Below are 13,194 nucleotides of genomic sequence, written 5' to 3' on the forward strand. Positions count from 1 at the left end.
ACCACTCCGCTTGAGCCCGGTATCGGTCAGGTGCTGGACCGTTCATTCGGTTATAAAGGGCCTCTTGGCGGTTCTGCGGGATCATGCGGCAATACCCAAAGCAGCGGTGATCATCGCCTCCGCCTGCTCGATCAGCGGCAGGATATCGGGGTTCCGCTTCACCCACTTCGTGATCACGGCATAACCCGACGGCTCCATGTTCCACGTCTTGTCGGCGCTCATTCTTGGCCCGATCCTGTCGGTCAGCGTCCGATGGAGATCGTAGGCTTTCCCTCCATCGCCCAGGCCGAAACACGGAATGCGGGTCTCCGTCCGTCCGTAGCCGAGGTGCAGCTTGCGGGCGAACTGCTTCCAGAGGCCGGCTCGCGCAGCGATGGCTCGGCGGAGAAGGTCCCGGTTCTGCTGCCAGTTGACCGCCTTCGCCATATCTTCGCCCGATGCTTCCTGGAAGTGGCAGACACATTCCGAACCGACTGGGAGGATCCAGCGCCTCTTATCGTTCTGGATCCAGAAGACATTCTTGATGTGGTGCCCGCAGAGCTCGCAGCAGTCGGCTTGGCCGCCGAAGAGGCTGGGCGCTTGGGAGAAGCCCTCCGGCATGTTGAAGGACGGGCCATCGTCGCTGACGCTGGTGATGGGCACTGCCTGCCAATCGGAAAGGCTTGAGCCCATGTCGGCCATGTTGTCGGCCACGGTTCGGTCATAGCTATTTGTCATCGGGCGCTCCCCGCTTTCTTCCGGGGCACTCGTGCGCCAGCACCTCGCCGAAGTGGTCGTCGATCAATGCAGAAAGAGCCGCCAGCGGGTCGAGGAAGTAGCCGTCCGGCCCGTCGCCGTTCCACAACGACCTCCCGCACCAGAACCCGGGAACCCGGTAGGATTCAGCTCGGTAGACATTACCATCGGACACGACGTCGGTGAGCGCGTGGATCCGGCCGATCGGCCGGCCATCAAGAGCGACGGCGGTCTGCTTGGTGTAGATGCTGGTGACGGCGGTGAGACCGCTGTTCGGCCCGGGCTGCCGTGCCGCGTGATAGGCCATGCTGGCGGGGGTGGCCTGATTCTCGATGCGGAGCGTGTCGAGAACGGAGATGTCCGTCATAGTGGTCTCCTTCAGAACTCGGCGGCGGTGTTGACAGCCGGCTTCCAAGAATTCCGCAGGTTCATTTTCGGCTGGAGAGCAAGGATCGTCTTGGTTTGTTCGTCACGGAGATCGATTGCGAATGCGATGTCCGTATGAAAGCGGACGCTGCTGTAGTCGTCCGGCTGATCGCTGGTAACGCGCCGATTATAGGATTCGACGATGTGCTCCAGCGTGGAGAGCGCAAGCCGGCCCTCCGGGCTGAACCGGTCGCGGGCACTGGGCGGCGCTTCGATCATACAGGCATGCGGGTTGTCGCGGTGCCACCGGACATAGATGGGGTTCACCACCATGATGGGGCACTCCGTTACTCTGACATGCAGCGTCTGTCCCATGCTGTAACGCTCGATCCGCACGCTGCATTTGGTTCCGCTGGGCAGCAGACCGGCATCCACCGCGGAGTTGATATCCTGACGGACCAGTTTGGCGATGTCCCGAAGATCCCGATCCGGGTCAAACTTGTCGCCCTTCTTGGTGGTGAAGGATGGGCCGCGTTGAGGCTGCGGCTGCGGCTGGACCAGCTGTAGAACGTTGTGAGTGGACGATGGGAGAAGGACGACCTGGGCGGACATGGCGAGCTCCAAAATGAGTGGATCCTGGCGATCCGGTTGCCGGAACTGCCGCGTACCGGTGCAGCAGCTCGGGGAACCGGCCCGCATCGCTCCGGGCGGGTGGAGTGACCGGAGCGGCAAAATCAGGCAGCAGTCCGTCGGCGGGTGATCAGATCCGATGCAGCCTGCAACTCGTCGCGATGGGCGCGGCATACGCGCAGCAGTTCTTCGTACTGTTTCAGCGTGGATACCGACCCGATCCACCGGCCGCCCGGATGGGCTTCAAGCTTGCGCTGGGAAACGCGGGTGATGTTGAAGCCCTGGTAGACGAAGCTGGAGCCGACTGCGATGTGAAAGGCGGCCATGACTCGTCCTCGTTGGGTTGTCCTCGACGTCATGCGACATCGGTGTGGCGCAGGAACAGGCTCAGTGAAGCACTTCGACGGTCCAGCAATGGTCCGTGTCGCGACCGGACGTTATCGTGTGGTAACCGGGGCCGGGATCATGGCCTTCGCCGCTCCACACCAAGTCGGCCAGGATGCGGGGACGCGGCTCCCCCACGGTGCCGTTACCGATCGGATCCGAGCGGACGCCGACGCAGCTGAACCGAAAGCCTTCGAGCCAGACCACGCGTCCGGCAGTCAGCAGGTCGGCCTTGATGGCCTGCATTGTGGGGCGGGCATCCTGAGCAGAGGAGGATTTCATCATCGTCTCCCTATGGCGGCAGCAGCGAAGCGCTGCTAATAACAAAATTTATAGCGTCACGCGCCAAAACATACCAGTAAATAATAGCGTCGCGCTGCAAAAATTGACCAATCAGGGGTGTTGGTGGTAGCTTGCCGACATGGGTAGAAAAGCCGAAGAAACGCCATTCGTCCGTCGCGTGATGTCGTTGGGGCTGGGCTCCTTGACGGCATTGCGTGACGCGCTTGTGCATGGCAGGGACTCATCGACGGTTAACCGATGGTCCAAAGGGGAAATGCGGATTGATGCCGCGGTTGAAACACTGCTTCGGGTTGCCGCTCTTGTCCCCATCGAACGACGGGCGGCAGTCTGGGCGCCACTGCCGAACCTCACCAGGGAACGAGCACCGATCATCCGGCTACTGATTGCTTTCGACCTGCTTCCGAAAGCGGATCGGGGAAAGGCGCTCGAACTGGCAATGGCCGATGAATACAGCGCAGAGCTACAAATCAAAAATATCACGCAGCCACCCGGCAGCACTGTATAACGGCAGACCTGTGGCCACGAATTCCTGCCCCTTCGCCACCGTGCGTAGTTGGCAACGGTCGCCACCCACTCCCAGCGTGCGGCGTCCATGTGGTAGCTCAGCGCCGGCCCGGCTTTCGGTAGGAACCAGCCCGGCAATGACCAGACGGTCCGGGTGCTGCCGGGCTTGGTGAGCCGAAGATTGTGGTGGAAGCGCGGGAAGACGCCGCCACCGCGGCACGCCGAGGTCCTGTCCGTCGATCACCAGCCGGTCGGAGGCGACATAGACGGTGTTCCCCTCGGCCCAGCGACCGTTGAAGTGCGGATGCTCGGCCAGCTCTGGCCGGCCGGCGCGCAGCGCGGCGCTATCCGGGCCCAGGGCCAGAACCTCCCCGACCTGGAGATACCCGAACAGAACATGCAGGTCCGGGGTGCTGCGGCGGTACCGCCAGCCGGGCAGCCGGGCAGCCGGGGCCGATCCGCGACGTGCTGTGCTGGGCGCATGCGCGGCGCGGCTTCTTCAAGCTGGCCGACATCGCCGCGATCTCTTGGCGCGGCAAGGGGGCGCCGCCGATCTCGCCCTTGGCGCTGGAGGCGGTGCGGCGCATCGATCCGCTGTTTGGCATCGAGCGCGAGGCCCTCGGGCGCTCGGCGACCGACCGTCTGGCGGTGCGCACAGAGCTCTCCAAGCCCCGGGTCGAGGAACTGGAAAACTGGATGCGAACGGCACGGGCCGGGATGTCGAAGCACGCGCCGGTGGCCAAGGCGATCGACTACCTGCTGACCCGCTGGGAGGGCTTCACCCGTTTCCTGCACGACGGCCGGGTCTGCCAGACTAACAATGCCGCCGAACGAGCGTTGCGTGGCATCGCTCTGGGCAGACGGGCATGGCTATTCTGCGGCTCGGATCGAGGCGGACAGCGCGCTGCCGCCATGTACATGTCAATCGGCTTGCGATAGGGACCCTGGATCGGCACGGAAAAGGGGCTCTGTCGCAGATTTGATGGTGTGGATCTCATCCGGGGCCGATGACGCGCGCCTGAAGGATGTCGAGTTTGCCGCGGCCATACATCTGCCGCTTCACCAGCTTGAGCTTGGTGATCTGCCCCTCGGTCTGGCCGTTGGACCACGGCAAAGTAATTGCCGCGATGACGGCAGTCCGGTCCTTGGCCACCCCATTGGCGAAGGACGCCACCAAGCTGGCCTTGGCCCGCTGCAGCCAGGGTTCAAAATCCTCGGCACTTTTCTTCCGGATCATTGAGTGGAACGCTGCAACGATTTCACGTGCCTCGACCAGCAGCGGCACTCCGCCCTCAATCGCCGCGACCGTCACCGTCTCCGCTTTGGTCAGCGCATCCCATCCGATGGTGAGCAAGCGCGCGATCGTCCGCGCCGCCGGCGTGCGGCTATGTTCCCCAGCCTGCGCCCGGTCTGAGCGCCGGCGGCGCGTCGCCCATTCGCCAACGACACGAAGGCTGCCCCGAAACCCACTCCTTCTCAACTGGCGCCAGAGGTCGGTCGCGTTGTGTTGCCCAGCAGCCCACTGCGCATCCAGCCAGGGGAGATGCAGGTCAAGCGAGCTTTCCCGGATCCGGAAGATGTCGGACCGCTGGCCGCGCACGACTTTGCGGACGAGCTTGCGGCTGAGGCCGGTGCGACGGACGATCTCCTTGATGGCGACGCCCTCTTTGGCCAGGGCGAGAATGGCGCCGTTGGTCTCCTCCCGGCGCAGATAGCCCTCATACTGAATCCGCTCCGCCGCGGTGAGTAGGGCGGGATCAACAGTCGCTGCACCAATGGCGGCGCGGATCTGGCGCATCGACTTGTGCACGGCATCCAGAAAGGCGTGGCTGGCGTTCTCCATCAAGTGCCAGCGGTCAGCGACCTGGACGGCATACGGCAGGGCGTTGGAGGCCGCTTGGGCGTAGGCGCCACTGCGGTCACGCGCCACGATCGCGATCTGCGGCTGATCCAGCAGCCACTCCTCCGCGCTCGCCGGCTCGCGGTTGGGCAGCAGAGCGATCGTGCGGTGGCGATCGAGGTCGCAGATGAGCGTTCCGTAGCGCTGGTTGCGCCGCCATGCCCAGTCATCAATCCCGCTGGCCGAGGGCGGCAGGAATGCAGGACGGCCGTGCCGCCGCATGGTGCGCAGAGGCGTGTCCTTGGTGATCGGCACCATCAGGCGTCTTCCCAGTCGGGCCGCGGGGCGTCCACCGAGGACGAGACCGAGATGATGGACGAGATCGTCGAGCCGCGCCGTTCTCCGGGCCCATGGCTTCAGAACATCCGGATCAAAGCGCTCGGCGAAGATCCGGCGCCGACAGGTTGGAACATCGCAGTGGAAGCGCCGCGCCTGGAGGTGCAGGTGGACGTTACGCCCCGAGAGCGGCAGGTCGAGAAGGAGGCGCTGGTACCGGCTGTGCACCCGAAACGAGTGCCCGCCGCACACCGGGCAAGGGCTGAACGCGGCGGTGGAGCGCACCGTGATCTGAATGGCGAGGCCGGCGTCCGTCGCCTCAATGACCACGAAGCCGGGCGGCACACACCCCGTGCAGCGAAGCGATTGAGCCATGATGCTGATTCCGCTGATGAAGCCAGAACTGATAACAATTCAGCACCATCAAAACTGCGACAGAGCCCCGTTTGGATGCCGATCACCCCCTATACGGGGTCCTTATTCCATGCCGATTCACAGCCAACGGTAGAACCGGTTGGCTGCCGTCTGCCAAGGGCCAAATTCTGCCGGCAGGTCGCGCCATGCCGCCCCCGTGGGGTTCACCCACAGGATGGCCAGCACCGTCTGCCGCAAGTTCCGCGCCGGGCGCCCGGTCCGGGGGCGCTCCGGCGGCAGCAAGGTCAGCAGACGTTCAAGCTGCCCCTCGCTCAGTTCGTCTCGTGCCATAGACCCTTAACAGGGCCACACCCGCTTCCGTCACGAACTTTGAGAACAGACCCTAGCCGAAGGCCTGCGCGCCCCATCCCACCGGCCGTCCCCGGTTCGCCGCCCGGCCAAACACAAACGGCGTCCCGACCGCGCCGAAGTGGGACAGGACGCCGATCGTTGCGGTGCATACACCATGCGGCTCAGGTCGCTATGGGCACCCACCACACGTTCACGGACCCACCCGGTCCGGTCGTGTTGATGTTGACCCGGATTTCGCTGCCGAGCGGCACCGGCGCGCAGAAGGAAGCGTAGGGGAAGTACACCCCTCCCACCGACGGCATCTGCGCCGCCAATGCGTTGCCGATGATTTCGTTGTCAGCGCCCGACGATACAACCGCGGCCACCGACCCATTGCTGGTTCCGGAGCTTGCAGACGATAGCACGATCAGAAATCCGTCGGCTGAGGGGGTGAACGCCAATCCCGGTGTGTATACGACGGTGGCTCCGAACACCGCAGCGTTGCTTTTCTGGGTGATCGGGAGACTGTAGACGGGACTGGTGGGGCCGACGGGTCTTTGAATAACGTTCCTTCCGTTGCAGGAAAATGTATTAGAATTCTGAACAGGAAGCGCACACCCGATGACACCAATGTAACATGGAATAGTATAACCTGGGTTAAAAAAAGCACTAGATGCCACAATTTGCGAGGTATTAGTTTGATTGTTGCAAAGGCATAGGTTTCCGCTATTTTGGTTTCCCGCTTGGAAATTCGCCACTGCGATGCAATCACTTGTGGCTGTTGTAGGAGCGCCACCAGAAACATTAGCCCAAGATCCGAGGGACAGTCCGGACGACGCCAACAGGGGAAGAAACTCGATCTTCGCCGCCACCTGCTGCGGAGCGGAGAGTTGTACAAAGTAGTAGTCGCCCTCGCGCACTGGGCTCATGCACGTGCTTTGAGTCATAGACAGAGTGGCCTGCACGGCGGCGGCGGTTCGCAGCGTTGTCGGTTGCGGCGAGCTATCTGTAAAGATTTGCGCGGTGCAGTTGTTGGTGGCTGCTGCGGTGGACTTCAGGCGCAGATTCACCGTGACGAAGCCGTCGGAGGTGGCCTGGAAGATCTGGTTCGGTCGGACATGGACCGGTCCGTCGAACACGGCGGACATCTGCCCGGAACCCAGGCCGAGATACTGAACCAGGGCGCTGTTGAACGCTGTGGCCAGCGCCTGGCTGCCGCCCGCGATCAGCACCAGGGCGGACAGGGGCACGAAACGCGCGGGCGGACCGGACGGAACCACCAGCACTGCGGGGTCGCCGATGATGCTGTCCATGAAGGTCTGGAGATCCTGATTGAAGGACCCGCCGACCGTGGTGACCGACATGGCTGTCACCTCCGAGGAGACGGCACCGATCGTCGAGGACTCGCTCGACAGATCGACGCTGAGCTTGCCGCTGGCGACGACGCCGGAATAGGCGAGGCCGATGTTCGCGGTCAGCGACGATTCGGTCGAGCTCTGGTACTGGCTGGAGCTGATCGTCGTCTGGAGCGCGTAATAGCCGCCGAAGGCGGCCCGCTTGAGGTAATGCGTGCCGTATTTCTCGAAGAACGCGACGAAGCTCTGGTAGCTCGCCGCACTGCCATTCTGCATGAGCGCGAGCAGATCGGCCTTCATCCCGGCGGTCGGGGCGGGCTGTTCCGCCCACTCCGCCGTGTAGACCGTCTGGCCGCCGATGTTGAGCGCCATATAGCTGCTGCCGTCGCTCAGAATCTCGCTTGCCGACCTGATGCCGACATTCGCGGACGCCTCGAAGCCGAGATACGAGAATTCGCCGCCGATCGACAGATTGAACGCGTCGGTGAACTGCTGCTTCGACGTGTAGAGCTGGGTGTTCGACGTCTCGAACCCGCCGGCCTGGAGCGTCAGCATGTTGATGCCGTCGGGAACGGAGTAGGTCTGCGAAAGCCCGACCGGCCCGACCGCCTGGGTGATGTTCTCATTGTACGTCAGATCGAAGATCTGACTTCCACCGAAGCTACCAGTCTTCATGTTGAAAGCGAGCGAGAAGGCTTGTATCAGGTCGGCCGGAGGCGGCGTCGCGGGTTCGGAGCTCATAAATCCCTCCTGTATTTCACGTGGAGTTTTCAATTGTTACATTGCCGCATGACAGGCGCTTGCAGGACAGAGATCGGTAGCGACATGCGAAATCTCTCAAATTTCGTGTCTTGATCGCTTCGACCTGCTTTCTCAACCGGAAGCACGACGAACCAGGAATCCGAATGACCGCATTATCGCGATAACAATCTTTCCCGTTCGAAAACTATTACAATTCGAAAATTGCTTCATCTCACCAATTTCGATAGATTCCGGTTTCTAACCACAATCATCAACCCGCACGCCATCAAAGTTTGCCATTTATGTTAATGACACACCAAAAAATTGATTTCTCCTGAAAAAGTGAGGGAGCGGACAATGCATGTTCCCTTCGACTCAAAGACGATACTTTTTGTTTATCTCACCCTGGCAGTCATAAATTCAACCGTCTCGGCAATCGTCTGGTTTCAGAACCGTCATCTGCACGGGGTTCCGGACATTGCGGCGGCCTATATACTCGGCGGCATCGGTCTGACCATTCAAAGCCTCCTGCCGGCTCCGGCCTCGCCGTTTGCACTCTTCACCGCGAACCTTCTGGTCAATTTGTCCCACGGCCTGGGTGTCAACGGGTTGGGGATCTTTCTTGGGGGGCCGAGCCGGCTGTGGCTGCCGGCCTTCTGCCTGCTCTTCACGATTCTGGTGTGGCCGCCGGCCCTCTATTTCCTACCGGACGAGCGGGGACTCAGGATCGCCGCCGCGACCGTCGTGACGGTCGTCACCTTCGGCTATCTTATCGCCGTGATCAGCAATGGCAGCGGCGCCCACCGATGGGTGCGTCGGATCGTCGGCGCGCTCACGGTTGTGCACATCGGGTTCGCCTTGATGCGGGGCTGGTGGGCCTTGCAGGGCCTGCCGCCGAGCATTCACGCCAACGCGCCGCTCGACGTTCTGTCCGCGCTGGAAAGCGTGGTCTATGCCAACACCCTGTTCGTGTGCTTCCTCGTCATGGTCGGGGCGCGGTTGAACGACGACCTGCGGGCGCGCAACCAAGTCCTGTCGGACGAGATCGACCGGCGGCTCCGGCTGGAACGCCAACTCTCCTCTGCCCTCGCCACCGAGGTGCGGCTGCGGGCGGAGCAGCAGCAGCTTATCCACATCGTCGGCCACGAAATCCGGTCGCCGCTGGCCGGCATCGACCGCGCGGCCGAGATGCTGATGCTCGGCGACAGCGCCGTCCTCCACCGGGTCGACGGCATCCGCAATCGGGTGAGGCACACGATCGGCATGATCGACCGGCTGCTGGCGACGGAGCGTGACCACCACGCGCGGCTGCGGCCCGAGCCTCTGGCCGTGGATGAGGTCATCGGCATCGTCGTGCGTGGATTGGAAGACGCGGGTGCCGCCCTCCGCATCCGCGTGACTGTGCCCGACCAATCGGTCCGCATCGTCGCCGACCAGGGCATGGCGATGGCGATCCTGCGCAATCTGATCGAGAACGCCCTGAAGTACTCCCCGGCCGATACGACGGTGAGTGTTACGGTGTCATGTGGAATCGATGAAGCAAACATTCTCGTGTATGATCGCGGCATCGGAATTCCACGCTCGGAACGCGAATTTGTCGGACAGCGCTTCTTTCGGGCGTCAAATGTTGGTACAGTTGCGGGAATAGGGTTGGGGATTTTCGCGGTGCGTCGGCTTCTCGCTGTACAGGGCGGTCATCTAACCATCGATGACGGGCCGGATGGCAAAGGAACGACGATGATCGCGACCTTTCCCCTGAACCGCCGCGACAACGCACCGGAGCCGGCCGATGCCTGACATCCTGGTGGTGGACGACGACGATGGTCTCCGCTTCGACCTCGTGGATTATCTCAACCTGAAGGGCTTCCGCACCATCGGGGCGGAGAGTGCGGCCGCCTGCCGTCAGGCCCTCGACCGCATGTCGCCGGATGTCGTCGTTCTCGATGTGAGACTGCCGGATGGACACGGGTTCGCGCTTGCGCGCGAAATCCACGCGCGTTTTGGGGTGGGATGCGGGCTGATCATGCTGACTGGCTTGTCCACCCCCAACGACCGGGTCGATGGCCTGGAAAGCGGAGCCGACACGTACCTCGTCAAGCACGCCACCTTGCGGGAGATCGAGGCCACGATCCGCAGCGTGTTGCGCCGGCTGCCCGTAGCAGCCACGGCAGCGGCGGAGACACCGGCAGCGGCCCCCGCCGGCGGACAGGACGTCGGGGGATGGCGAATGTTGCGGGCGGACTGGACGCTGCAGGCCCCCAACGCCGCCCGCATCACCCTCACCGGGACCGAGGTCGCGTTCCTGGAGGCGCTGCTGGCAAAGCCGGGAACGCCCCGTCCGCGCGCGGACCTGATCGCCGCACTGGCACGACCGTCCATGCGCTTCAACGATCGCAACCTCGACGAGGTCGTCCGCCGCCTGCGGCGCAAGGTGGAGCAGGCCAGCGGCATGGCCGTTCCGATCCGCGTTGTCTACGGCGTTGGCTACTGTTTCACCGGCGACGCGTAGTGTAAAGGCCGAATGAAGTTTGGTTCTCCCGCACTTTGCGTGAAGGCAGCGCTCACGCTGCATGGAGAGTGCGGCTGCGTAGGAGATCGAAGCCGGCACGGCCGTACATATCCCACTTGATAACCTTGAGCCGGTTGACGTGGCCCTCGACTTGCCCGCTGCTCCACGGCTCGGTGAGCGCGGCGCGGACGGCGTCCTCGTCGCGTCGGATGCCGGCGACGAACGGCCTCAGGGAACTGGCCTCCGCCTCACGCAGCCAGCCGTCGAACAGGGTCGGCGTTTTGTCCTTCACCGTAAGCGGTGTTTTCAGGCCACGGCGGTTTCGGCCTGCCGGGCATAGCTCCAGGGCAGCAGTTCATCGAGTCTGGTGATCGGATGTCCGCTGGCGAGTTTGGTCAGGACATCGGCGAACCAAGCTTGCGGATCGACACCGCTGAGCTTGCAGGTTTCCACCAGCGACGCGATGGTCGCCCAGTGCTCACCGCCGCCGTCGCTGCCAGCGAACAGAGCATTTTTGCGCGTGAGGGCCAGCGGGCGGATGCTGCGCTCCACGCTGTTGCTGTCGATCTCCACCCGGCCGTCGTCGAGGAACAGCGTCAACCCCTCCCAGCGGCTGAGCGCGTAACGGATCGCCTCGGCCAATGTCGATTTGCGCGACACGGTCGCCAGCTGCTTTTCCAGCCACACCTTCAGTTCCGCAATCAACGGCGTCGATCGTGCTTGGCGCTCCCGGCGGCGCGATTCGGGGGCATGGCCGCTGATCTCGGCCTCCACCGCGTACAGCTGGGAGATGCGCCGCAAGGCTTCGCTGGCGATCGGCGCCGAGCCGCCGGTCTGGAGATCATAGAAGCCGCGGCGGACGTGCGCCCAGCAGAAGGCGAGGCGTACGGCTCCGCCTTCGGCCAGCTTGCGATAGCCGGCATAGCCGTCGACCTGGAGCACGCCGGTGAACCCCTGCAGATGCATCACGGGGCGTTCCGCCTTGCGATCGGGAGCATAGACGTAGGCCACCGCCGGCGGCTCCGGTCCGTTCCAGGGGCGATCGTCGCGCGCGTAGGCCCAGAGCTGGCCGGTCTTCGTGCTGCCCCGTCCGGGGTCGAGCACGGGCGCCGTCGTCTCGTCAGCAAACAGCTTGCCCGACGCCTTCAGGCTGGCCAGCAACCGCTCATGCAGGGGCCGCAGGTACCACGCCGCCCGTCCGACCCAGCCGGCCAGGTTGGAGCGGTCGAGATCGACACCCTGGCGCGCGTAGATTTGGGCTTGGCGGTAGAGCGGCAGGTGATCGGCGTACTTGGACACCAGCACGTGGGCGATCAGCGCCTCGGTGGGGATGCCGGCGTCCACGATGCGCGCCGGCGCCGCGGCCTGCACGACGCCCTCCTCGCACTGGCGGCAGGCGTATTTCGGCCGACGGGTCACCAGCACCCGGAAGCGGGCCGGGACGAGGTCGAGACGCTGCGAGACATCCTCGCCGATGGGATGCAGCGTGCCGCCGCAACACGGGCAGGTCTTGTCGGCGACATCGATGAGGATCTCCTCGCGCGGCAGATCGGCCGGCAGGTTGCCGCGGTTCACCCGACGCCGTGGCGGCGAAGGGGCCGGCTTGGCCGCCGCGGTGCCGGTGGGCTCGGCCTCCTTGGCGGCCAGCGTCTGCTCCAGGTCCTCCAAGGCCAAGGCCAACTGGTCCGGATCAAGGCGCTCGGCCCGGCGGCCGAAGCGATGGCGCTGCAATTCCCGGATGATCTGGCGTAGCCGGGCGATCTCCTCCTCGGCCGAGGAACGGGCCGCCGTCAACTCCGCGGCATGCCGGACCCGTTCGGTCAGCAGCAGGGCACGCAGTTCGTCAGGATCGCTGGGAAGGGTTTCAGGCGCGGTCGTCACGTCCACCAGTATAGCGGCGGCTTGCGCAGTCCTCGCCTCCGAAGCGGTGGCCGAGTCGCTGTGTCGCAGCTCAGCTGGCGGACGTCGGCCGAGACACCCGCACGCCCCGCACCCGGGTCCAGTCCAGACCCTCGACGAGCGCCGAGAGCTGAGCCGGGGTCAGCCGGATCACGCCGTCGCGGATCGCTGGCCAGCGGAACTGGCCGGCCTCCAATCTCTTCGCGATGAGAACCAATCCGGTGCCGTCCCAGTGCAGGAGTTTCACCCGGTCGGCTCGCTTGGAGCGGAAGACGTAGACGACCCCGCTGAAGGGATCCGCCCCCAGTTGCTGCTGCACCAGAGCGGCCAAACCATCCATACCCTTGCGGAAATCGACCGGCTTGGCGGCGACAAGAACCCGCACCGCGCCCTCGATGCCGATCACCGCGACGCCCTCACCGCGCGCAGCACCGCCTTGACGGTGGCGCTGTCCATGCCGGCCGGCACGCGCACCACCGCATCGCCGATCTGCACTTCGATGGCCCGGAGTTCCTTCGCTGCGGCTGGGGGCGGCGTGGTGTCCAGCACCACCGGCGCAAACACCAACCCCTCTTCCTGGAAGCGGTTGGCGGCACGCGCTTCCCGGCGCCAGTCGAACACCTGCTGGGGGCGCAATCCGTGACGCCGGGCCACTTCGGAGACCACGGCCCCGGGCACCGCCGCCTCCGCCAGGATCCGTTCCTTCTCCTCCGGTGACCAAGTCCGGCGGCCCACATCGCCGGTGATCACCTCCATCCGGCGCACCCGCACGGGCTCAGAGGCAAGCGTAAGGTTGAGCGCAGACACAAACCGATCTCCCATCCATTCGATCCGGAAGACTCGCTCCGCCCTGTTTCCGCTGGAAGGTGGGGCCAGAACACCGCTTA

The 13,194-nt window shown here is 64.1% G+C and carries 16 protein-coding genes and 2 pseudogenes; 4 read left to right on the plus strand and 14 right to left on the minus strand.

All coding sequences use genetic code 11. The features are described 5' to 3' along the window. Positions 1–81: 81 nt before the first annotated feature. The 6 genes from ABMY26_RS00775 to ABMY26_RS00800 form a co-directional block, all read right to left on the minus strand. Positions 82–717 carry a hypothetical protein gene (locus ABMY26_RS00775; RefSeq protein ID WP_372393850.1) on the minus strand — a complete coding sequence of 212 codons (636 nt, stop codon included), beginning with the start codon at positions 715–717 and terminating at the stop codon, positions 82–84. Beyond that, positions 707–1,102, minus strand: coding sequence for a hypothetical protein (locus ABMY26_RS00780; RefSeq protein ID WP_372393852.1), 396 nt, complete (start codon positions 1,100–1,102; stop codon positions 707–709). The genes ABMY26_RS00775 and ABMY26_RS00780 overlap by 11 nt, the downstream gene beginning before the upstream one ends. Before the next feature lie 11 nt (positions 1,103–1,113). Next, positions 1,114–1,713 carry a hypothetical protein gene (locus ABMY26_RS00785; protein WP_372393854.1) on the minus strand — a complete coding sequence of 200 codons (600 nt, stop codon included), beginning with the start codon at positions 1,711–1,713 and terminating at the stop codon, positions 1,114–1,116. Between the two features lie 122 nt (positions 1,714–1,835). After that, a complete protein-coding gene (locus ABMY26_RS00790) occupies positions 1,836–2,057 on the minus strand; it encodes a hypothetical protein (protein ID WP_372393856.1) in 222 nt (73 codons plus the stop codon). 61 nt (positions 2,058–2,118) lie between these two features. Then, positions 2,119–2,400, minus strand: a complete 282-nt coding sequence (locus ABMY26_RS00795; protein WP_372393858.1) for a hypothetical protein — start codon at positions 2,398–2,400, stop codon at positions 2,119–2,121. A 7-nt stretch (positions 2,401–2,407) separates the two neighbouring features. Next, the gene (locus tag ABMY26_RS00800; protein ID WP_372393860.1) at positions 2,408–2,629 is read right to left on the minus strand and encodes a hypothetical protein; all 222 of its coding nucleotides are present in this window, start codon (positions 2,627–2,629) and stop codon (positions 2,408–2,410) included. A gap of 42 nt (positions 2,630–2,671) precedes the next feature. Here ABMY26_RS00800 and ABMY26_RS00805 point away from each other — a divergent pair, with 42 nt between their 5' ends. Beyond that, positions 2,672–2,923 carry a hypothetical protein gene (locus ABMY26_RS00805; RefSeq protein WP_372393862.1) on the plus strand — a complete coding sequence of 84 codons (252 nt, stop codon included), beginning with the start codon at positions 2,672–2,674 and terminating at the stop codon, positions 2,921–2,923. Here the strand turns inward: ABMY26_RS00805 and ABMY26_RS00810 are convergent. Further along, the gene (locus tag ABMY26_RS00810) at positions 2,879–3,361 is read right to left on the minus strand and encodes a hypothetical protein (protein ID WP_372393994.1); all 483 of its coding nucleotides are present in this window, start codon (positions 3,359–3,361) and stop codon (positions 2,879–2,881) included. The genes ABMY26_RS00805 and ABMY26_RS00810 overlap by 45 nt on opposite strands. Here ABMY26_RS00810 and ABMY26_RS00815 point away from each other — a divergent pair. Beyond that, positions 3,358–3,849, plus strand: a pseudogene (locus ABMY26_RS00815) (transposase); the annotation flags it as partial. The gene ABMY26_RS00810 and the pseudogene ABMY26_RS00815 overlap by 4 nt on opposite strands. Before the next feature lie 67 nt (positions 3,850–3,916). Here the strand turns inward: ABMY26_RS00815 and ABMY26_RS00820 are convergent. From ABMY26_RS00820 to ABMY26_RS00830, 3 genes are all read right to left on the minus strand, one after another. Then, positions 3,917–5,473 (minus strand): ISL3 family transposase, encoded by a 1,557-nt coding sequence (locus tag ABMY26_RS00820; RefSeq protein ID WP_372393863.1) that lies wholly within the window; start codon positions 5,471–5,473, stop codon positions 3,917–3,919. Positions 5,474–5,590: 117 nt separating this feature from the next. Next, the gene (locus ABMY26_RS00825; protein ID WP_372393865.1) at positions 5,591–5,803 is read right to left on the minus strand and encodes a transposase; all 213 of its coding nucleotides are present in this window, start codon (positions 5,801–5,803) and stop codon (positions 5,591–5,593) included. 182 nt (positions 5,804–5,985) lie between these two features. Beyond that, positions 5,986–7,899: an MAC/perforin domain-containing protein gene (locus ABMY26_RS00830; protein WP_372393867.1), complete on the minus strand. Its 1,914-nt coding sequence runs from the start codon at positions 7,897–7,899 to the stop codon at positions 5,986–5,988. A gap of 357 nt (positions 7,900–8,256) precedes the next feature. Between ABMY26_RS00830 and ABMY26_RS00835 the strand changes: the two genes are divergently transcribed. Further along, on the plus strand, positions 8,257–9,696 hold the full coding sequence (locus ABMY26_RS00835) for a sensor histidine kinase (RefSeq protein ID WP_372393869.1): 1,440 nt from the start codon (positions 8,257–8,259) through the stop codon (positions 9,694–9,696). After that, entirely contained in the window at positions 9,689–10,408 is a 720-nt protein-coding gene (locus ABMY26_RS00840; RefSeq protein WP_372393871.1) for a response regulator transcription factor, read from the plus strand. Before ABMY26_RS00835 ends, ABMY26_RS00840 begins: the two co-directional genes overlap by 8 nt. 52 nt (positions 10,409–10,460) lie before the next feature. Here ABMY26_RS00840 and ABMY26_RS00845 read toward each other — a convergent pair. From ABMY26_RS00845 to ABMY26_RS00860, 4 genes and pseudogenes are all read right to left on the minus strand, one after another. Next, positions 10,461–10,700, minus strand: a pseudogene (locus ABMY26_RS00845) (transposase); the annotation flags it as partial. Positions 10,701–10,714: 14 nt separating this feature from the next. Then, positions 10,715–12,289 carry an IS66 family transposase gene (locus ABMY26_RS00850; RefSeq protein ID WP_372393873.1) on the minus strand — a complete coding sequence of 525 codons (1,575 nt, stop codon included), beginning with the start codon at positions 12,287–12,289 and terminating at the stop codon, positions 10,715–10,717. A 70-nt stretch (positions 12,290–12,359) separates the two neighbouring features. After that, positions 12,360–12,713, minus strand: coding sequence for an IS66 family insertion sequence element accessory protein TnpB (gene tnpB, locus ABMY26_RS00855; protein WP_372393875.1), 354 nt, complete (start codon positions 12,711–12,713; stop codon positions 12,360–12,362). Continuing rightward, complete coding sequence (locus ABMY26_RS00860) at positions 12,710–13,063, minus strand: transposase (protein ID WP_372393877.1); 354 nt, start codon at positions 13,061–13,063, stop codon at positions 12,710–12,712. The genes tnpB and ABMY26_RS00860 overlap by 4 nt, the downstream gene beginning before the upstream one ends. Between the last annotated feature and the right edge of the window lie 131 nt (positions 13,064–13,194).

Origin of the sequence: Azospirillum sp. HJ39, assembly GCF_041507355.1 — a bacterium.
Taxonomy (GTDB): domain Bacteria; phylum Pseudomonadota; class Alphaproteobacteria; order Azospirillales; family Azospirillaceae; genus Azospirillum; species Azospirillum thiophilum.